Raw genomic sequence first — 19,809 nt, forward strand, 5'->3', positions numbered from 1 at the left:
AACTCAGCAATATATTTGCATAAACATTGTTGGTGCATTCACCAGCCGAAGAAACTACAATTAAACATCATAAACAATCTCAAGACTTTCAAGGCTCTACCGTATCATGGCTAAGCGGATTCCAGGGGTTAGTAAAGAATGGTCTAACTATCTCCTTTGTCTATTACTACACATGTGTTTACCTCTCCTGCCTTTAGGTTTTGAGATGCTTGTGCGTCCCGAGCACTCGCCATCAATACAAACGTTAAACATCACAGCAGCGTTTTATGCTATCGCGATTGGACTTTCTTCTAAGAACGTTGCTATGTTTGGTTTGAGCATATTTGTAGGTGTTTGTTTCTCTGCTTTGTTTGGGATCGTTACGTCAAATCCTAATCTTAATGAGAACATGTATTTTTATTCTCCAATTGTGTGTATTGTTGCTATATTTATTATACATGCATGTGAGCGTTACAACAGGCATGTTGCTGATTGCACACCATTTTTTGAGTTTTAAGGGGGCGCTATGGTCGATACAATTCTCCCGGCAATACTATCTATATCCAGCTTAGTAGCTGCTTTTATAGGTGCACTTATATCTATCAGGTCTGTTAGAAAAAGACGTGAAATTGAAGTTAAGCTTTTTAATGAAATAATAGATCAACAAATCAAAAAAAATACGAATAAGAATAAAAAAGATATAGAAAATTGTTTCGTTGAAGTAGGGAATGAACTTAAAATCAGGGTTGATATTTTGAATAAAATTCAAATGGACCTGGAAAAAATTTCAGAGAGCAAGCGAGATTTTGATAAATCAAAATATATTCGGCATGTAAAATATGACAAATATTTATTAGAAATAAACGAAGCTATAGAGAAAATAGATAGTAAAAACAGACACTTACTGAGTAATGCACTTAATCAAGGCTCTGAGATTGGAAAAGTAAGATATCTTGAGAAGATTACAAAGGAAGCACTTGAAAAAACAGTAGGCTGAACATTACCCCAGTCTGTTAATAGATAAACTCAAAGTTTCCACTTGAGATACTTTGAGTTCAATCTCAACGACATTAATCACCACTACTTTAAAAGTCATTTTTTGTTAGGTCTCTAGTATAAATTTCCGCTTTTCGCTCTAAGCAGACTGTCAGATTTGATTGTGTGCTGCCGGTCAAAACTGTCAGCTCAAGTCTGAGCTAATACAAATTAGAGTGTGTATGAAGCCCGATTACTCGGGCTTTTCTTCAACGTCTTTCACATAAAGAATTACAGCTGATTTTATGTCTCCATCAACATGCTTGGCGTTGATGCTCAGGTGAACTGGTTTGCGTTCCCATTCGGCCTGCTGTAAGGCTTCCTTGTTTCCCGATTCATCCAAGAAAATGTCTTGAACTAGACAAGTCAAACGTTGATCTGTTCTTACGTTCCTTACCTTTACCTTGAATGCTTCAGGGTCTGTATTGTTGACTTCTTCAATGCGATAAACACCATCAATACGGACCTCAGTAGAACGACGTCTTGCATTCGTTGTTAATTCTCGCGCCATCTCTGAGTCTAAGGTAACACCATCTATCACTGCTCTGTCTGCTTTGACAAAGGACTTAACCATCTCGCTTTTGGCGTCATAGGCCATACGGTCCATGTTATCAAGAAGAGGCTGGCGCTTGATGAACGTTGACATAATTTCAACGCGTTTTGTTTCTTCCTGACTCATTGTTTGAAGTGTTTTGAGGTGTTCTTTGTCACCATCCTTGTTTATCTCGGCTAAACGCACCTCTTTACGATTATCAATGTATCGGCGAAATATGGAGACGCCGCCCCATATCAGGCCAGCACTGATGACCGTTATCATAATTTCTTGGGCGCTCATCTTACCTACAAGTTCCTGAGATAATTTTGTTAAAAAACCATCCATATCAACCGTTAAGATTGAAGAACCTTTTTTTACCTCAACTTTGATTTCCAGTTCATCGCGGTCTTCTTTTGATAGACGGCGAGGGTCAGGACTCCCAAATTTTGCCAAGGCAAAGGCTCTGTTTATCTGGCTTTGCATTTCGATGAAGCCTTTCATGACCGAAGGAGTCAGGCTTTGCTCAAAATTTTCACCCTCAAGCTTAAACGATAAGTTGGGCCATCCGTCAAATGAAATGTGCTCTGGCAATTGATGACCGGAAAGATAGCTTTCGATCAGTTCATATGCTTGGTCTTCAGTTGTAACGAGGATTTCTTCCTGAGCCAAAGTGGCGTCCTCTTGTGCTGTGTGGAAGTTGAAGCCGAGTGATTAAATTTATTTATGGAAACGGCTCGTGCTGTGGTTCAAGAAAATAAATCATTTTTAGGAAAAAATCATTAGCGCGGTCCGCAAAAAGGTGTGTAGTGTGGTAAGAGTCGTTACTACGCAGTACTACTTATCATCGAAATCCCGCGCAGGACGTGCTCATTTGTGAGAGTCTTTACGATGGACACTATTGTTGCAGTTCTTTACCAGAACTTTAGTAATGGGAATAATACGGCTATAGCCGAAGTTGGTTTGCTTGCTTCAGAAATGTCAGACGGGACAAGGTTTGCTGTCTGTTTTAATAAGGCAAAGAAGAAGTTCATTATCAGATGTATACCTGAAAGGTGCATTGGCTTGTTGTTTGAGAGTGAACGAGATGCGCATAAATCGGAACCCGCTCCATTGCCATCGTGGTTGAGTTAGTTTGACTTAATTCTTTTCCAAACCCTGCCTGATGGCGGGGTTTTTTAATTTCTACACAATACCAAAGTCGCTAAGCACGACGGGTTCATAGCCCAACCCATGCCGGTGACTGCAAATACCCAGCGCCTTTCATATTGTGGGGAATCCACGACAGCATTATCCCTGCGGCTGACGAGCCAGGTAGTTAACGCCGATGTGCGGCAGGGTATTAATAACACGCTAATGCAGCGGGGTAGCGCCCGCACCTTTTCAGATGCCAGCCATAGAGCTGGCTTTTTTATTTTCTGACTACAGACAGCCACCCCAAAAAGCGGGAGGTGGAGATGAAGCGCATGCCGGAAAAAGACGTTGGGTTTTGGGCCAGCCTGATCGCCTGGTTGGTCGCCCACAAAAACGAATCAGGCTATGCCGGTCTGGCGGGTGTTATGGCGCTCCTGAGAGCAACTTACATTGGTAAAGATACATGGCCCCGGCGTCTCCTGGATGCTGCGATGTGTAGCATCTTTGCTTTTTTCCTACAGCCGACGCTACAAGTGATCGGCTCAGTATTTAACTGGAACTTCAGCCCTGGTGCGACACAGGTCGCGGCTGTGTTCCTCGGGTTCCTCGGTGTCGACTGGCTTTCTACGAAACTGCGCCGGTTGATTGATAAGCGATTAGGGGACAGCAATGCTGACAGCCAATAAATTTCAGATGGCGACAGGTGTATCCCTTGGCGCTGCTGCTTCCTGGTTCCCGTATATCGCCGGGGCAATGACTGATTTCCAGATCAACACGCCATTACGTCAGGCGCACTTTCTGGCGCAAACGGGCCATGAGTCTACCGGCTTCACAAAGGTTGAAGAAGGTCTGAATTACAGCGAGAACGCGCTAACGGCAATGTTCCGCAAACGCATCACTGCTGAGCAAGCCCGACTATATGGCAGAAATGCTATGCATGCCGCGAATCAGAAGATGATTGCCAGCATCATCTACGCCAGTCGTAACGGCAATGGTGATGTTAATTCCGGCGATGGTTATCGATATCGCGGAAGGGGGCTTATTCAGATCACCGGCAAAGCCAACTATGCAGCACTGGTTAAACAGCTTGGCGCTGACATTGTGGCGAATCCTGATTTGCTGACCGGTTACCAGATGGCAGCAGCATCAGCGGCGGCGTGGTGGAAGAATCACGGTTTAAACGAGCTTGCTGATTCTGATGATGTTGACCGCATCACCAGAATCATTAACGGCGGCACGAACGGACTGGAAGACAGGAAATCCCGCTTAACCAAAGCTAAGGGGATTCTATGCTCAACGTAATCAGCTTCATCCGAAATTATTCTCACATCATCATCATTGGCCTGGTATGTGTCTGCCTGTGGGGACTTAACGCCCGTAATTCACAACTGTCAGCAACCAATGACCGGCTGGAAAAACTGACTGACAGCAAAGACAGCCAGATTAACGATCTCCGCTCCAAAAATGACGACCTCGCATCAAGCGTTAATGACCTGGTAAAAGCAGTGAACCAGCAGAACGCGGTGATGAGTGAGGTAGCAGAACAACGCGCCGTTACCGTAGAGCAGAACAGGAAATTACAGAATGAAATTAAGCGCTATCTCGCAGCGGATAAATGCGCTGCTGCTCCTGTTGACAGTCGCGCTGTTGAGCGGTTGCGGGACGCGGCAAAGTCAGCCAGTGGTGGAGTACCGGACAATCAGCCAGCCCCGGTTAAACCTGCCAGCGGAACTGACAAGCCCGATTGAAGCTCCCGAGCCAAAACCTGGCCTTTTGTATGGCGACAGCGTTGAACTAAACGCGTTGCTTTATGGCGTTGTGAAGCAATGCAACATCGACCGGGCTGGTATCCGCAAGATAGAGGCAGGGCAAAAATGAAAATCCTCGAATGGCTTAAAAGCCAGTTCACTAAACCCAAAGAAGAGAAAAGCGAAATGCCTGATGAAAATGAAGTAGCACAGACTGAGCAACCGGCAGTAACTGACAACACCGATGTGGTCCTGGCAAAACTGAAAGAGCTGGTGGTAGCTGCTGGCGATAAGGCGCATACGGTGATTGATGACCTGATCGCCGTGGTGAAAAAGCTGGTGTAGTCATCACAAGGCGCATTCTTGCGAGTGCGTCTGATGATGTAAAAAAAGCCCCCTGGACAGAAGGGGGCTAACCAATTGAGGGAAGGGATCGAAATTCCGTTTTATATTTACGGATAAATTATAGTACACAGGAATTCAGTTGATGGTGTCATCCGGGGTTAGTTGGACGACCATCTCAAGAGCTTGACGATAGACATCAAGCTTTATCACATCTTTTTCGGTCTCAAGCTTTTCAAGTAAGGAATGGATGATGTCTTTGTTGCCAACAACCGCCTTACGAGAGGATAAATCCTGATAAATCTCTACTAAAACAGCTTTCTCGCTTACGAATTGTGAGTCCATACTTTTTAAGTAAACAGAGAGCTGAGATTCCATCGATGTTATCTGTTCCATCTTAAGCCTCAAATGAGTGGCTGCTTTATGAAGCATACCGGGCTGTGGGAATAGTAAGTTTAGCTGTGTATCTGTTAGTCGTTCAAAAAATAGCCTCTGAAGGTGAAAATCCGCAACACCTTCAGAGGCGATGCAAAGCACCATTCGTTCAAGGAACTCATTAACACCTGAAAAACTTATGCAATAAATAAATTTTTGTACAATTTTTTTTGATCATTGTGTGTGGTCATATGAGTTGAGAGCAAACTGATTCAGTGTATTAAGAAGAATCTACCGGCAAGGGATAACGGTTAGCCATTCTGCGAAGCTGGAGAAAACACTTGAGGGTACTCTCATAACTGGATTGCTCGGTCAGCTAAGTAAAAATTAATCAGCTATGCTTTTTATTAAACCCAACAGAAAGCTTATGAGCTGATTTTGAAGAATATTGATATAAATTTTTTCGCCATTGAAATCAAAAAATTAGCCGCTGAGCATCAATCGGGCAAAGCTCTTAAAGAAGTGAAAGCAGATGTGGATGGATTAATCCAGTCAATCAGAGAAATTATTGGCCCTGATAAGGAAGTCCAGATTGAGAAATGGTCATTTCTGCTCGACGCGTTAGAGGGGTACCGGAATAGCAGAGCTGACCCAGCCTGGAGCATAGTGATATCGCATGCAGTTAGGAGGATAAAAAGTCGCAGAAGTAGTGCGGAGTTCAGTAGAAGGCGGTTTGTTAAAAATCAAAAATTCACTGATTAGTGCATCTCCACTCAAATATACATACCAGCGTACTAACCGCCCAAGTGGCGGTTTTATTTTGTGCTGAAAACTGCATTCACTGAGTTCACTTTTCAGCATAAACACAATGAATCATCGGCTGATGGTCTCACCATTGCCGAGGGTTATATCTATCTGACCAGATAAATATTCTAAATAAACGCTGTTGTTTATGGTGTGAGTTACGCGCCAGAGATAAACCGCGTTTCAAATATCAGCACCGGTAAGGAGTGTACCTGATGGCAACGCAAATAAAGTTTGTGGTGGTCGGCCATCACACCCGAAGCTATTCAGCAGTGCGTCTTGCCAGTTCAATCGGTGCGCATTTGCTGATTGATGATGAATGCAGGGGTGCTAACTGGAATCACCGCCGAGCTGTTGAGTGGGCTGCACAACAGGACTGCCGGGTTGTCATCCTTGAAGACGATGCAAAGCTGGTTGACGGCTTCCTGTCTCTGGTCGCGAAATGGGTTGAACGATTCCCCGATGATCTGGTGAGCTTCTACCTCGGCACCGGCAGGCCGCCACAGTATCAGGCGGTGATAGCGCAGCGACTCATTGAGGCCGACCGCCATTGCTGGGACTGCATAACGCTGCCGCGCCTGATTCACGGCGTGTGCTACAGCCCGCCACAGGCTGCGCTCTCGGGCATACTGGCGCGATGGGACACTGCGAAGCCTGCTGACTTTGCTGTTGGTGACGCGTATGGCGCAGGCATCATTTACCCGTACTACTCGCTGGTCGACCACGCAGATGGCAGCGCGGTCGAGGTGCATCCTGATGGTGAGGGCAGGGCTGAGCGGCGGCGGGCTTGGCGGCTGGCGTGCGTGGCTTCAAATGCGAACGGGTAGCAGTTGCACTCACGCATAGATGATAATGAGAATGATTCTTATTTCAATGGGTCCCTCCAGAGGGGGAGCCATCCACGGGGCGGCACACTCGCGGAAAACGGCTAGTTTTCTGCATTTAATCAGAATCATCATCATCCTATTAACTCTCTGATATTTCAGTCGTGAAATTTTTCGCGATGTCGAAATGATTAAATTTTGTTCATCATCATGGATAACGAATTAAAGAATTTCCGACTCAATATCAACCAGATCGCCACGCTCACCGATTTGCACCGTCAGACGGTGTCCAGCAGGCTCAGTAATGTGCAGCCTGCGCCGGGGAGTAACGCAAAACTCAAACTGTATTCACTGCTGGATGTGCTGAAAGAGCTGCTCAGCAGAACTACGTCTGATGAACTGCTGGACGTGGACAAAATGCTGCCGCCAGACCGGAAAGCCTGGTTTCAGTCAGAGCGTGAAAGGCTCAAATTTCAGCAGGAGACAGGTGAGCTGATACCGGCCTCTGAAGTCGCCAGAGAGTTTTCTTCGATGGCTAAAGCGGTGGTGCAAGTTCTTGAAACGCTGCCCGATATCCTGGAGCGCGACTGCGCCATGACCCCGGCTGCGGTTGTGCGTGTCCAGAAGGTTATTGATGACCTGCGTGATCAGATCGCTTTGAAGGTTGAGATGGCCGATACACCCGAATACGAGGAGGATTTGCCAGAAGAGGAGTAGCCATGCGTCAGGCCACGGCAGCAGCGATCAGGAAAAATACTGCCACGATATTACGTGCGCCTCGCAAGTTACCCGTTGCGGAAGCAGTGAATAAGTTTATGCGTGTTCCTGTCGGGGTGGGTAACTCTGTTGAATGGGACCCCGATGTCGCTCCTTATATCATTGAGCCGATGAACTGCCTGGCGTCCCGTGAATATGATGCTGTGGTTTTTGTCGGACCGGCGAGGACGGGTAAAACAATCGGCCTGATAGACGGCTGGGTTGTTTACAACGTGGTCTGTGATCCTTCTGACATGCTGGTTGTTCAGATGACAGAGGAAAAGGCGCGTGAGCACTCCAAGAAACGCCTTGCCCGAACCTTTCGCGTCAGTCCTGAAGTCGCTAAGCGACTCAGCCCGCTGCGCAATGATAACAACGTTCATGACCGTACTTTCCTGGCGGGCAACTACTTAAAGATTGGCTGGCCGTCAGTCAACATCATGTCATCGTCCGACTTTAAGTGCGTTGCGCTGACGGATTATGACCGCTTCCCGGAAAATATTGACGGTGAAGGGGATGGATTCTCGCTGGCTTCAAAACGTACCACAACGTTTATGTCAGCCGGTATGACGCTCGTAGAAGGTTCGCCGGGCAGGGAAATTACCGATACAAAATGGCGTCGGCAGACCCCGCATGAAGCGCCGCCGACGACAGGGAGCCTTTCTCTGTATAACCGTGGAGATCGCCGCCGACTTTACTGGCCTTGCCCACACTGCGGTGAATACTTTCAGCCGTCTATGGATGCGATGACCGGCTATCGGGATGATGCTGACCCGGTCAAAGCCAGTGAGGCCGCACACATCTGCTGTCCGCACTGCAATAAAGTCATCACGGCAGATAAAAAGCGGGAGTTAAACAAGGCGCACGTCTGGTTGCGTGAAGGGGAGAAAATCGACGCGGCTGGCAACCGATCAGGTGAGCCACGTCGATCACGCATCGCTTCCTTCTGGATGGAGGGTCCGGCAGCGGCTTATCAGACTTGGGCGCAGCTGACCTATAAACTGCTTACCGCAGAACAGGAATACGAGACGACCGGCAGCGAGGAAACGCTGAAGGCAGTTATCAATACTGACTGGGGTCTGCCTTATCTGCCACGGTCAGCGACCGAAACCCGTAAAGCTGAAACCCTGATGGCGCGAGCCGAGACGGTTAACCGCCGCACGGTGCCAGATGGTGTGCATTTCCTGGTGGCAACGGTAGACGTTCAGGGCGGGAAAAATAAACGCTTTGTCGTTCAGGTGGTGGGCTACGGCACGCACGGAGAGCGCTGGATTGTGGACCGCTACAACATCCGTCACTCGCTGCGCTGTGGCCCGGATGGTGAAAGCCTCCCCATCGACCCGGCAGCGTACCCGGAAGACTGGAATCTGCTGCGATCAGATGTGCTGGATAAGCACTGGCCGATGTCCTCTGACCCGTCTTCCGCCCTGCCGGTGCTGGCAATGGCCGTGGACTCAGGCGGCGAGGATGGTGTGACAGATAACGCTTACAAGTTCTGGCGCAAATGCCGCCAGGACAGCGTTCACAAGCGTGTGTATCTCTTCAAAGGTGACAGCACCAGCCGCAGCAAGCTGATCACCAAAACGTTACCTGACAATACCGACAGGCCAAACAGGAGCGCTGAAGCGCGTGGCGATGTGCCGCTGTACCTGCTTCAGACAAACCAGCTTAAGGACAGGATAAATAACGCGCTTCTGCGTGATTCTCCCGGCCCTAATTACGTGCATTTCCCTGACTGGCTGGGTGAATGGTTCTACGACGAACTGACCTACGAAGAGAGAAGCACAGACGGCAAATGGCATAAACCGGGCAAAGGCGCTAACGAGGCTTTTGACCTGCTGGTCTATGCCCAGGCGCTGGTAATCCTGCGTGGCTACGAGCGCATTAACTGGGACAGTCCGCCCGAGTGGGCGCGGCCACCTGAAAGCGCATCTGCACCACGCAGAATTCAGCAATCTCAACCGGTGGCCCGGCAAACCGAACCCGAATCAAAACCAGTGGAGACACGCCAGGCCGCAGCGCCTTCAGCGTGGGCACCCGCATCTAACGGAGGCTGGCTGTGAATCAGGCCGATATCGAACGCATGTTACAGAAATACATTGATGCGGAAATGGCTGTACTTGATGGCAAGTCCGTAGAAATCAACGGGCAGTCCATGACGATGGAAAGCCTCAGTGAAATCAGAAAAGGGCGTGAATCGTGGGAGCGCCGGTTGCAGCAGGCTATCGATGCGCAACGCCGCCGACCGCAGTACAGCCTGGCGAGGTTTCGATAATGACGCTACTGGATAACGCCATCGGGCTGATTTCCCCCGGATGGAAGGCGGCACGCCTGCGCTCCCGCCTTGAAATTAAAGCCTATGAAGCAGCCATGCCGACCCGCACGCACCGTGCGAAGCGTGAAAACCGCAACGCCAACCAGGTAAACCAGTTTAGCGGTCGCTCCATCCGGGAACAGGCCCGCTGGCTGGACAACAACCATGATTTGGTCATCGGCCTGCTGGATAAGCTGGAAGAGCGCATTGTCGGCGCGCGCGGCATTGTTGTTGACCCACAGCCGATGCTAAAAGGCGGCCTGCTGGCTGATGACCTCTCCCGGCAGATTCGCACAGCCTGGGCGGAATGGTCTGTTTCGCCTGATGTGACCGGACAGTTTACCCGCCCGGTCCTTGAACGACTGATGGCCCGCACCTGGCTACGCGATGGCGAAGTGTTTGCGCAGTTAGTGCAGGGCACAGCGGCAGGACTGACGCCGTCAAACGGGATTCCTTTCTGGATAGAGGCGCTGGAGCCTGATTTTGTCCCGATTGAGCTTTCCGAACAGAGCAACAACCTGGTCCAGGGGATATACCTCAATGAATGGGGATGTCCGACCAAATACGCGGTGTGTAAGAACCTGATCACCAAAGGCATTGCGCTTGGCGATGTTAAGCAGGTCAGCGCAGACAACATGCTACATCTCAAGTTTATGCGCCGACTGCATCAGATTCGGGGTAACAGCGTTCTCACGGGCATTCTGATCCGCCTCAGTGCCCTGAAAGAGTACGAGGATTCAGAGCTGACGGCGGCACGTATCGCCGCTGCGCTGGGCATGTACATCAAGAAGGGTGACGGGATGACCTATGACGATACGAGCACGTCAGGAAAGCGTGAACTCGACATACAGCCCGGCATGCTTTTTGACAACCTTCTGCCCGGTGAGGATATCGGCATGATCAAGTCTGATCGCCCGAACGCCAACCTTGAGTCATTCCGTAACGGCCAGCTCCGCGCAGTGGCCGCAGGCAGTCGGGGAAGTTTTTCCAGCATTTCACGTAATTACGATGGTAGTTACAGCTCACAACGTCAGGAGCTGGTGGAGTCTTTTGAAGGCTACAGCATCCTTCAGGATGCCTTTGTTGCCGCCGTCACCCGCCCGATGTACCGGAGCTGGCTGAATATGGCAATGGTATCCGGGGTGATCAAGGTTCCCGGTGATGTGGACCGCGCAACGTTACTGAATGCGGTTTACAGCGGCCCGGTCATGCCGTGGATTGACCCGCAGAAAGAGGCAAACGCCTGGAAAACCATGATTCGTGGTGGTTCTGCGACGGAAAGTGACTGGGTACGCGCACGCGGCGCGAATCCGGGCGAAATTAAACGCCGCCGTAAAGCGGAGGTTGATGAAAACAAAGAGCTGGGCCTGGTGTTTGATACCGACCCGGCAAACGACAAAGGGGCGACCAGTGGTCAGCAAAAAGAAGAGTAAAACACGCTTTTCTCCGCGTGCGTCATCCGGTGATCACAGTTGGTTTCGCATGAAAGCCAGCGGTGAGAGCGCAGCGGATATCTATATCTACGATGAGATTGGTTACTGGGGTGTCACGGCTCAGTCATTTGCCGCCAGCCTGAAGGCGCTTGGCGACATTGATCACATCAATCTGCATATTCACTCACCTGGCGGCGATGTGTTTGACGGCATTGCCATTTACAACCTGCTGAACGCTCATTCAGCGACCAAAACGGTGTATATCGACGGCCTTGCCGCATCGATGGCATCCGTGATTGCGATGGTGGGTAACCCGATCATCATGCCGGAAAACGCCATGATGATGATTCATAAGCCCTGGGGCATTACCGGTGGTGATGCCAATGACATGCGCGATTACGCCGATCTGCTGGATAAGGTTGAGGCGGTATTAATCCCGTCTTACGCCAAAAAGACCGGTAAAACCACTGAAGAACTGGCCGGTATGCTGGGTGAAGAAACCTGGATGACCGCGCAGGAATGCATTGAACACGGTTTTGCCGACCAGTTAACCCCCGCAGTGCAGGCAATGGCCCGCATTAACTCCAAACGTATCGAGGAATTCGAAGCTATGCCACGTTCTCTGAAAACCCTGCTGAATACTGCACCAAAAGCAACGACCCATGCCGCACCGCAACCGACTGCACCGGCAGCACCGGCCAATCCGGTGGCGGTTCCCGATGAGGCTGCAATTCGTGCTCAGATTCTGGCCGAACAGCGCCAGCGCTCGGAAGGTATCCGAAACCTTTTTGCCAGCTTTGGCGGTCGTCACCAGGAATTGCAGACGCAGTGTCTGGAAGACATCGACTGCACTGTAGATGATGCGAAAGATAAGCTGCTGGCGGCCCTCGGCAAAGAGGCTACGCCGACCAACCGCAGCGCAGCGGCTGCACATATTCACGCCAGTAACGGGAACTTTACCGGCGACAATATCCGCCAGGCGCTGATGGCGCGTGCGGGATATGAAAATCGAGACGGCGAAAACCCGTTCAATGCCATGTCCATGCGTGAATACGCCCGTATGTCACTGACTGAGCGCGGTATTGGTGTGGCATCGTACAACCCGATGCAGATGGTGGGTCTGGCACTGACGCACAGCACCTCGGATTTCGGCAATATTCTGCTGGATGTGGCCAATAAATCCATCCTGATGGGCTGGGATGACGCACCGGAAACGTTTGAAGAGTGGACCAAGAAAGGACAGTTGTCTGACTTCAAAACTGCGCATCGCGTTGGCCTGGGTGGTTTCCCGTCACTGCGTCAGGTGCGTGAAGGTGCGGAATATAAATATGTCACCACGGGTGATAAGGGTGAAACCATCGCGCTGGCGACCTATGGTGAAATCTTCTCCATCACCCGTCAGGCGATCATCAATGATGACCTGAATCAGCTGACGGACGTTCCGCTGAAGATGGGGCGTGCTGCCAAAGCAACTATCGGCGATCTGGTTTATGCCATCCTGACCGGCAACCCGAAAATGTCTGATGGCAAAGCACTGTTCAGCTCTGATCACCGCAATCTCGCCAGCAGCGGAATTACTGTAACCGGCCTTGATGCAGCCCGTCAGCTGATGCGCACGCAGAAAGAGGGCACAACCGGTCGCACGCTCAACATCCGCCCGGCCTTCCTTCTGGTGCCAACCGCGCTGGAAACTCTGGCGAACCAGACCATCAAATCAACAAGCGTCAAGGGTGCTGATGTCAACGCCGGTATCATCAACCCGATCCAGAATTTCGCCACAATCATCGCTGAGCCGCGACTGGATGATAAGAGTGCAGTCCAGTGGTATCTGGCTGCTGCGCAGGGTATGGACACCATTGAAGTGGCTTACCTCAACGGTGTGGACGCGCCCTATATCGATCAGATGGAAGGGTTTAACACAGATGGCATCGCTACCAAGGTGCGTATCGATGCCGGTGTGGCTCCGCTTGATTATCGAGGTCTGGTCAAATCAAACGGTGAACAGGGTTCCTGACAGTCAGCCAGCAGTTAACCGCCCGTAAGGGCTTTTTTTATACCTGAAATCCGGTTTCCGGGCCGGATGGAGAAAAAACATGGCTAAGAATTTCGTACAGAACGGCATGACGATTTCCATTCTGAATGCAGGAGCTGAGGCTATTGCGAGCGGTGATGTTGTGCTGATCGGCAATATTGTGGCCGTTGCCATCACCAATATTGCGGTACAGGACAGCGGCGACGGATTCACAGAGGGCGTTTTCCAGTTACCGAAAGCCAGCGCTGATGTGTTCACACCCGGTGCAGCAGTGTATGTCAGTGACGGTACAGCTCAGGCCAGTGCAGATGGTGGCGTGTATGCCGGTATTGCCTGGGAAGATGCCGCCTCCGGCTCCACAGTGGTTAACGTGAAGATCAACGCGGGTGCGGCTCCGGCTGTGACGGAAAGTGGCAGCTAATCCGTTTGAACGGCTGGTTGCGCGTATGGATACCGTCACTGCCAGCCGTTTAGGACGGGATGCAACCATTAACGGGCGGGTTATGACGGCTGTTGAAAGTCATTTCCTGCCGGAAATGGGAGCGCTTAGCGGCGACGGTCTTTCCCTGGTGGTATTTGATGCGGGCTACAGCGCCAGAACAGGCGACACCGTTATTTATAACGGCAATGAATACAGCGTGACACGTCACGTTAAGTTCAACGGCAAGCCCCAAATCTGGCTGGAGTAACGGATGAGCATAAAAGGCCTGGAGCAGGCGATTGCCAACATGAACAGCATCAGTCAGACCGCCGTTCCGCGTGCATCTTCGCAGGCAATTAACCGTGTAGCTGTGCGTGCCATCGGGCGCAGCAGTTCAGTTGTCTCGCGTGATACCCGCGTGCAGCGCAAGCTGGTGATGCAGCGATCGAAGCTGAAAAAAGCCTCCGCCAATAACCCTGTCGCCACTTTGCGGGTGAACCGGGGTGATTTACCCGCCATCAAACTGGGGGCCGCCCGTGTTCAGTTGTCCAGACGTATCGGACGGACACGCGGCGCAGACAGCGTGCTGAAAATCGGGAAATTTAGTTTTCCGCACGCCTTTATTCAGAGGCTTGCAAATGGTCGCTGGCACGTATTGCGCCGCACGGGCAAAACCCGCTATCCGGTCGAGGTGGTCAAAATCCCGATGTCGATGCCGCTGACCACAGCTTTCAGAGATCAGCTACCGAAGCTGATGGAAAGCGATATGCCTAAAGAGATGGCCGCAGCCCTTAAAAATCAGCTCAGGATCATCATTAAGCGATGAACAAACACACCCTTATCCGCCAGGCGGTCATCAGCTCGCTGAAAACGGTCATCACTGACCCTTCAGTGCGCTGGTATGACGGTCGCCCGGCTGTAATCAACGCCGAGGAGCTGCCAGCCGTAGTCGTTTATCTGACGGGTGCCCAGCCAACAGGCGGCATGCTCGATGAAGATGAATGGCGGGCCACCCTGCATGTAGAGGTATTTCTGAAAGCCTCAAGCCCGGATTCAGTCCTCGACCTGTGGATGGAAAACAATATTTATCCGGCATTTTCAGACATGCCGGAACTGACGGCTCTGGTCGAACTGGTAGTTGCTGACGGCTACGACTACCAGCGCGACGAAGAAATGGCGACGTGGGGATCAGCAGACCTCCGTCACAATCTGAATTATTACCTGTGAGGCAATTATGGCGGCAAATGACCCAACCACACCTGTAAAAGGTGCCCGTACCACGCTCTGGATGTACAGCGGCAACGGGGATGCATATACCAATCCGACATCAGATGATGACTGGACCCGCCTGGCGCAAATCAAGGACCTGACACCTGCTGAGCTGACTGCTGATTCTTATGATGATTCCTACCTGGATGATGATAACGCAGACTGGGCGTCCACGACTCAGGGACAGAAATCAGCAGGGGAAGCGAGTTTTACACTGGCATGGAAACCCGGCGAAACCGGCCAGCAAACGCTTATTGCCTGGTTTGATGATGGCAGTGACAAGCCTTACAAAATTAAATACCCCAACGGTGTGGTGGATGTGTTTACCGGATGGGTCAGCAGTCTGGGGAAAGCGGTCGCAGCCAATGAGGTGGTAACCCGCACGGTTAAAATCGCCAATAAAGGCAAGCCGCTGCTGGCTGAGAATCAACTTGCTGAGTCTGGTTCATAAGGAGCAACCATGTTTCTGAAAACGGAAGAATTCAGTTTCGCCGGGGCAAGTCTGACGCTTTATGAGCTGTCAGCGCTTCAGCGCATCGAATACCTGAGTTACCTGGCGGAGATGGAAAAGAAGTTACCTCCGGCAGAAGGTGATCCTTCAGTTCGTCACGCTGAGCTGGTGGCAATGGGTATCCGGTCAAGTGCCATGCTGGTGGCTATGTCAGTGTGGCACGAGGACAGGAAAGGCCCTCCAGTGCCGGAGCTTTATGACGAAATTCTTGCTACGTGGCCGGTAACCGCACTGGGTGAGGCCGACCGGCAGATTAAAATCCTGTCGGGAATGGTGCCACCGGATGACAAGGAACAGTCTGATTCTGAAGGTGCACCAGTCTCTGAGGCTGTCACAGCGGAAAAGTCATAGCCGGGGAACTGAGGTTCGTGATGCGGCTGGCCCGTGAGTTCGGACGTCCGGACTGGCGGGCAATGCTTTCCGGCATGACTTCGACGGAGCTGCGTGAATGGTCACAGTTTTATCGGGACCACTATTTCAACGACCATCTTTTAGATGCGCATTTTGCCAGTCTCAGCCACCTGGTGATTTCTCTTATGTGCAAAAACGACATGACGCCTGCCAGTTTCAGTCTGCTGCACCCTGATAAAAAAGATGTTGAACCCAGCGATGAGCAACTGATGTTGCTCGCTGAAGGTATTTCCGGAGGTGTGCGTTATGGCCCAGTCAGTGGGTGATCTGGTCGTCAATCTCGATCTTAATTCCTCATCCTTTACTGAGCAGACAGCTTTTGTACGCAAACAGTTTGTCGGTATGGGTAAGGATTCTGACGCAGCAGGAAAGGCCGGTCAGGATGCATTCAGTAAGCAGGAGCTGGCCGCAAAACGCGCCGGGATATCCGTAGGTCAATATAAGGCAGCTATGCGCACGCTGCCTGCACAGTTCACCGACATCGCGACTCAGTTAGCGGGGGGCCAGAGTCCCTGGCTTATTCTGTTGCAGCAGGGCGGCCAGATCAAAGACTCTTTCGGCGGTCTGCGCCCGACTTTTAGCGCGCTGTTTGGGGCCATCAATCCGGTTATGGCCGGTGTTGTTGGGCTGACAGCAGCAGCCGGTGCACTGGCTTACTCTTTTGCCACCGGTCAGGCGGTTACCAGTGAGTTTAATAAAGCCCTGGTCATGACGGGCGACCGTGCCGGTCAGACTGCCAACAATCTGTTATTTATTTCTGAGTCAGCCGAAAAAGCGGGCAGCTCGTTCAGTGGTGCTACCGCAGCTGTTACTGCTCTTGCCCAGGCAGGGGCCAATCTGGGGAGTGATTATCAGGTAGTCGCTGAATCCATTTCCTCGCTGTCAGATGCAACCGGCGCTAAGGTTGCCGATTTGGCTGCGGTTTTTGGCCGGATAACATCAGACCCGACCAGCGGTCTGACTGCAATGGCGAAGCAGTACGGTAACGTTACTGCTCAGCAGCTGGATTACGTCAAATCCCTTCAGGACGCCGGTAAGTATACCGACGCCCTCAGTTATGCCAATGGTATTGCTGCACAGGGATTTAAGACAATGGCCGGTGATATCCAGAACAATATGGGTACGCTGGAAACAGCTGCTGACAGCGTCGGTAACGCCTTCAAATCCATGTGGAATGCGCTGCTTGATATTGGCCGTGCCAAATCACTTCAGTCACAACTGGCGGATGCCACAGATAAGCTCTATGAGCTTGATCAGGCTCTGCGATCTACCAGCGCACAGGGTCAGCAGCGTGTGGGTCTGGAAAATGCGCGCGATCTGGCCCGGCAGCAGGTGTCATCGTTAACTGACCAGCTTCATGCCGAACAGCAGAAAACGGAGGAAAAGCAGAAGCAGGCCACGCTTGAACAAAGCTCGCTGTTAAATCAGCAGCATTTTCAGTCCATCTCTGATGCCGGTCTGACAAAGGAACAGCAGCGCACCGCTGAATATCAGCGTCTGAATCAGTATATTTCTGAGCGCAGAAAACTTAATCAGGCGCTGAGCGATGAGGAAATCGCGCAGATTAAAAAGGGGATTGAAGAGAAGTATAAGGACCCCAAGACAACAAAACAGAAAGGATACAGCGTTTCAGCCGGTGATCAGGCTGCTGACAGTGTAAATGCTGAAACCCTGGCGTTGCAGACCCAGCTGAAGGTGCTCCAGCAGCATGCCGGTATCAATGACACCATCAGCCAGCAACGTAAAACCCTGTGGGAAACCGAAGCGAAATTTTCTGTACTGGAAGAGGCAGCGAAAAACCGTGCCCTGAGCAAAGACGAGCAGTCATTGCTTGCCAGTAAAGATAAAGTCCTGGCGCAGGCAGAGGTTAATGCACGTCTTGGTGACCAGATTGTAGCGCAGCAGGCGCTGGCTAAGCTCCAGGAAGACCTGCGCGGTAAAGAAGAGAAAACGCTCAGCATCACCAAACAGCGGCTTGATTTACTGGATCGCCTGAAAGCAGAGGGTGGCATATCGCAGGCAGATTACGATAAAACCTCTCGGGATGTGGCGAGTAAATCCCTTACGGATTTGCCTAAAGACGTTCAGCGTTCTGTGAGGAAATCCAGCGAATTTGGCGGCACGCTGTCGGGTACGTTTGCCGGAGATGCCAACCAGTTATCGCAACTGGATCAGCAATCCTCAGAGCTGGAAAAATGGTATCAGAGCAACCTGGCCTCGCTCGCACAGTACAGGCAGCAGCGTTCCGATCTCAATGTTCAGTGGGATGCGCAGGAAGAGGCACTGCGTAAGAAGCACTCACAGGCCGAGCAGAGCATTGAAGATCAGAAAAATAAAATCATCAGCAGCGCCACGCAGTCCAGTCTGGACTCTGTTGTGGATATCACACGCACGGCATTTGGCGAGAAATCAGCAATCTACAAAGCAGCTTTTATTGCGGATAAAGCCTATGCAATTGCTCAGTCTATGGTCGCTATCCAGACAGGCATCGCTCAGGCAGCGGCAAATCCGTTCCCCTACAACCTGGTCGCAATGGCCTCTGTGGCCGCAGCCACGGCAAGTATTGTTTCAAATATCCAGTCAGTGGCGCTGACGGGGATGGCGCATGACGGTATTGATGCTGTGCCGGAAACAGGCACATGGTTGCTGCAAAAAGGTGAACGGGTGATGACAGCTCAGACATCTGCAAAACTGGACTCCACTCTGGAGAGTCTGCGCGGTCAGCAGCAGGCAAAGGCTGGCGAAAATGCATTCCATTATTCACCGACCATCCAGGTAAATGGAGACCCGGACCAGCGCACAATGCAGATGATTCAGGACGCTGTTGCGCAGGGTGGCAAAGAGACCTACCAACTGGTTACGGATCATATTGCGACCGGTCGGGGGAGAGTATCAAAGGCATTAGCAGCAGGATGGTCCAATAAAAGGAGAACAGGTTAATGGCTGATATTTATTATCCCCATGATTATCTTCCTCTGCCTCTTCAGTCCGATCTGTCATTCAAGCCTGTAAGCCCTTTTTTGCGAACTAATTTAACGTCAGGTCGTGCAAGGCAGAGGCGGCTTTACACCTCAGTTCCGACTCAGGTTCCGCTTAAATGGTTTTTCAAAAAACAGGGCATGGCGCAGTACTTCGAAGCCTGGTACAGAGACCGTCTTACTGACGGTGAATCATGGTTCTATATGAAAGTGAAAACACCGCTTGGTGTTGAACTGTATAAGTGCAGGTTTACTGATATTTATGAAGGGCCAATGTTGCTGGCGGGTAAATTCTGGCAGTACACGGCCACGATTGAATTATGGCAGCGTCCCATTATTTCACCGGAGTGGACCGATTTCCCGGATTTTGTCGTTAACAACGACATTATTGATCGTGCAATGAATCGTGAGTGGCCTGAATCATGACGGTGCTTAACCGGCTTTATGCCTCATCCGGTAATGAAGTCATCATTGAAACACTGGAAATCAGTATCGGTGATGAGGTCCATTATCTTTGTAAAGGTTATGAGGACATTACGGCAGTGACCGAGGATGGCGATACTGTAACATTCAAGGCATGCGCTATTGATATAGCCCTTCCGGCAAGAAACAGTGATGGTACTCAGGATTTACAGTTTGCCATCAGTAATATCGAAGGTGTGGTATCCACAGCAATCCGAGCAGCGCTGGATAACCTGAGCAGCGCCACGCTCAAGTATCGCAATTTCATCTCGACTGACCTCAGTGCACCTGCATCCAAACCCTACACACTGGCTGTGAAATCTGGTTCCTGGACGGCTTTGAAGGTGCAGATTAAGGCAGGCTACATGAACATTCTTGATACTGCGTGGCCGCGTAACCGATACACGCTTCCGTATTACCCTGGGCTTCGGTACATCAGCTAAGGAGAA

General features: G+C 50.9%; 25 protein-coding genes and 1 pseudogene. 24 read left to right on the top strand and 2 right to left on the bottom strand.

Going from position 1 to position 19,809, the window contains the following annotated elements; translation table 11 throughout:
- Window positions 1-106 precede the first annotated feature (106 nt).
- Together CTZ24_RS07315 and CTZ24_RS07320 are read left to right on the top strand one after the other, a co-directional pair.
- Window positions 107-496: a hypothetical protein gene (locus tag CTZ24_RS07315; protein ID WP_208725179.1), complete on the top strand. Its 390-nt coding sequence runs from the start codon at window positions 107-109 to the stop codon at window positions 494-496.
- 9 nt (window positions 497-505) lie between these two features.
- Window positions 506-976, top strand: coding sequence for a hypothetical protein (locus CTZ24_RS07320; protein WP_208725180.1), 471 nt, complete (start codon window positions 506-508; stop codon window positions 974-976).
- A 231-nt stretch (window positions 977-1,207) separates the two neighbouring features.
- Here CTZ24_RS07320 and CTZ24_RS07325 read toward each other — a convergent pair whose 3' ends face one another.
- Window positions 1,208-2,218, bottom strand: coding sequence for a hypothetical protein (locus CTZ24_RS07325; protein WP_208725181.1), 1,011 nt, complete (start codon window positions 2,216-2,218; stop codon window positions 1,208-1,210).
- Between the two features lie 785 nt (window positions 2,219-3,003).
- Between CTZ24_RS07325 and CTZ24_RS07330 the strand changes: the two genes are divergently transcribed.
- The 5 genes from CTZ24_RS07330 to CTZ24_RS07345 are packed head-to-tail and all read left to right on the top strand — an operon-like array spanning window position 3,004 to window position 4,773.
- Entirely contained in the window at window positions 3,004-3,366 is a 363-nt protein-coding gene (locus tag CTZ24_RS07330; protein ID WP_244634026.1) for a phage holin, lambda family, read from the top strand.
- Window positions 3,350-3,982, top strand: coding sequence for a glycoside hydrolase family 19 protein (locus CTZ24_RS07335; protein WP_208725182.1), 633 nt, complete (start codon window positions 3,350-3,352; stop codon window positions 3,980-3,982). Before CTZ24_RS07330 ends, CTZ24_RS07335 begins: the two co-directional genes overlap by 17 nt.
- Window positions 3,970-4,428: a coiled-coil domain-containing protein gene (locus CTZ24_RS07340; protein ID WP_208725183.1), complete on the top strand. Its 459-nt coding sequence runs from the start codon at window positions 3,970-3,972 to the stop codon at window positions 4,426-4,428. Before CTZ24_RS07335 ends, CTZ24_RS07340 begins: the two co-directional genes overlap by 13 nt.
- The gene (gene lysC / locus CTZ24_RS26925; RefSeq protein ID WP_437180274.1) at window positions 4,364-4,558 is read left to right on the top strand and encodes an Rz1-like lysis system protein LysC; all 195 of its coding nucleotides are present in this window, start codon (window positions 4,364-4,366) and stop codon (window positions 4,556-4,558) included. The genes CTZ24_RS07340 and lysC overlap by 65 nt, the downstream gene beginning before the upstream one ends.
- Entirely contained in the window at window positions 4,555-4,773 is a 219-nt protein-coding gene (locus CTZ24_RS07345) for a hypothetical protein (protein ID WP_021182697.1), read from the top strand. Before lysC ends, CTZ24_RS07345 begins: the two co-directional genes overlap by 4 nt.
- Window positions 4,774-4,908: 135 nt before the next feature.
- Here CTZ24_RS07345 and CTZ24_RS07350 read toward each other — a convergent pair whose 3' ends face one another.
- Window positions 4,909-5,148: a biofilm development regulator YmgB/AriR family protein gene (locus CTZ24_RS07350; protein ID WP_244634027.1), complete on the bottom strand. Its 240-nt coding sequence runs from the start codon at window positions 5,146-5,148 to the stop codon at window positions 4,909-4,911.
- Between the two features lie 435 nt (window positions 5,149-5,583).
- On the opposite strand from CTZ24_RS07350, the gene CTZ24_RS07355 reads away from it, so the two are divergent.
- The 17 genes and pseudogenes from CTZ24_RS07355 to CTZ24_RS07435 all read left to right on the top strand — a co-directional run bounded on the left by CTZ24_RS07355 (window position 5,584) and on the right by CTZ24_RS07435 (window position 19,803).
- On the top strand, window positions 5,584-5,907 hold the full coding sequence (locus tag CTZ24_RS07355; protein WP_208725185.1) for a hypothetical protein: 324 nt from the start codon (window positions 5,584-5,586) through the stop codon (window positions 5,905-5,907).
- A gap of 257 nt (window positions 5,908-6,164) precedes the next feature.
- On the top strand, window positions 6,165-6,776 hold the full coding sequence (locus CTZ24_RS07360) for a hypothetical protein (RefSeq protein ID WP_208725186.1): 612 nt from the start codon (window positions 6,165-6,167) through the stop codon (window positions 6,774-6,776).
- Between the two features lie 207 nt (window positions 6,777-6,983).
- Entirely contained in the window at window positions 6,984-7,490 is a 507-nt protein-coding gene (locus tag CTZ24_RS07365; protein ID WP_208725512.1) for a DUF1441 family protein, read from the top strand.
- Window positions 7,491-7,492: 2 nt separating this feature from the next.
- Window positions 7,493-9,592 (top strand): phage terminase large subunit family protein, encoded by a 2,100-nt coding sequence (locus CTZ24_RS07370; protein WP_208725187.1) that lies wholly within the window; start codon window positions 7,493-7,495, stop codon window positions 9,590-9,592.
- Complete coding sequence (locus tag CTZ24_RS07375) at window positions 9,589-9,804, top strand: DUF6148 family protein (RefSeq protein WP_208725188.1); 216 nt, start codon at window positions 9,589-9,591, stop codon at window positions 9,802-9,804. Before CTZ24_RS07370 ends, CTZ24_RS07375 begins: the two co-directional genes overlap by 4 nt.
- Window positions 9,804-11,276 (top strand): phage portal protein, encoded by a 1,473-nt coding sequence (locus CTZ24_RS07380; protein WP_208725189.1) that lies wholly within the window; start codon window positions 9,804-9,806, stop codon window positions 11,274-11,276. The genes CTZ24_RS07375 and CTZ24_RS07380 overlap by 1 nt, the downstream gene beginning before the upstream one ends.
- A 49-nt stretch (window positions 11,277-11,325) precedes the next feature.
- Window positions 11,326-13,290, top strand: coding sequence for a ClpP-like prohead protease/major capsid protein fusion protein (locus CTZ24_RS07385; protein ID WP_244634043.1), 1,965 nt, complete (start codon window positions 11,326-11,328; stop codon window positions 13,288-13,290).
- Window positions 13,291-13,369: 79 nt separating this feature from the next.
- A complete protein-coding gene (locus CTZ24_RS07390) occupies window positions 13,370-13,729 on the top strand; it encodes a DUF2190 family protein (RefSeq protein WP_208725191.1) in 360 nt (119 codons plus the stop codon).
- Window positions 13,719-13,997 (top strand): DNA breaking-rejoining protein, encoded by a 279-nt coding sequence (locus tag CTZ24_RS07395; RefSeq protein WP_256402055.1) that lies wholly within the window; start codon window positions 13,719-13,721, stop codon window positions 13,995-13,997. The genes CTZ24_RS07390 and CTZ24_RS07395 overlap by 11 nt, the downstream gene beginning before the upstream one ends.
- A gap of 3 nt (window positions 13,998-14,000) precedes the next feature.
- The gene (locus tag CTZ24_RS07400) at window positions 14,001-14,555 is read left to right on the top strand and encodes a phage tail protein (protein ID WP_208725192.1); all 555 of its coding nucleotides are present in this window, start codon (window positions 14,001-14,003) and stop codon (window positions 14,553-14,555) included.
- On the top strand, window positions 14,552-14,956 hold the full coding sequence (gene gpU, locus CTZ24_RS07405; RefSeq protein ID WP_208725193.1) for a phage tail terminator protein: 405 nt from the start codon (window positions 14,552-14,554) through the stop codon (window positions 14,954-14,956). The genes CTZ24_RS07400 and gpU overlap by 4 nt, the downstream gene beginning before the upstream one ends.
- Window positions 14,957-14,963: 7 nt before the next feature.
- Window positions 14,964-15,428, top strand: a pseudogene (locus CTZ24_RS07410) (phage tail tube protein); the annotation flags it as partial.
- Between the two features lie 30 nt (window positions 15,429-15,458).
- Window positions 15,459-15,860, top strand: coding sequence for a phage tail assembly chaperone G (gene gpG / locus CTZ24_RS07415; RefSeq protein WP_208725195.1), 402 nt, complete (start codon window positions 15,459-15,461; stop codon window positions 15,858-15,860).
- A gap of 20 nt (window positions 15,861-15,880) precedes the next feature.
- A complete protein-coding gene (locus CTZ24_RS07420) occupies window positions 15,881-16,186 on the top strand; it encodes a phage tail assembly protein T (protein ID WP_208725196.1) in 306 nt (101 codons plus the stop codon).
- Window positions 16,167-18,860 carry a phage tail length tape measure family protein gene (locus CTZ24_RS07425; RefSeq protein WP_208725197.1) on the top strand — a complete coding sequence of 898 codons (2,694 nt, stop codon included), beginning with the start codon at window positions 16,167-16,169 and terminating at the stop codon, window positions 18,858-18,860. The genes CTZ24_RS07420 and CTZ24_RS07425 overlap by 20 nt, the downstream gene beginning before the upstream one ends.
- Window positions 18,860-19,324, top strand: a complete 465-nt coding sequence (locus CTZ24_RS07430) for a hypothetical protein (RefSeq protein WP_208725198.1) — start codon at window positions 18,860-18,862, stop codon at window positions 19,322-19,324. The genes CTZ24_RS07425 and CTZ24_RS07430 overlap by 1 nt, the downstream gene beginning before the upstream one ends.
- Window positions 19,321-19,803 carry a DUF1833 family protein gene (locus tag CTZ24_RS07435; protein ID WP_208725199.1) on the top strand — a complete coding sequence of 161 codons (483 nt, stop codon included), beginning with the start codon at window positions 19,321-19,323 and terminating at the stop codon, window positions 19,801-19,803. Before CTZ24_RS07430 ends, CTZ24_RS07435 begins: the two co-directional genes overlap by 4 nt.
- Window positions 19,804-19,809 lie beyond the last annotated feature (6 nt).

The sequence above is a fragment of the Pantoea phytobeneficialis genome, assembly GCF_009728735.1.
In the GTDB taxonomy this organism is placed as follows: domain Bacteria; phylum Pseudomonadota; class Gammaproteobacteria; order Enterobacterales; family Enterobacteriaceae; genus Pantoea; species Pantoea phytobeneficialis.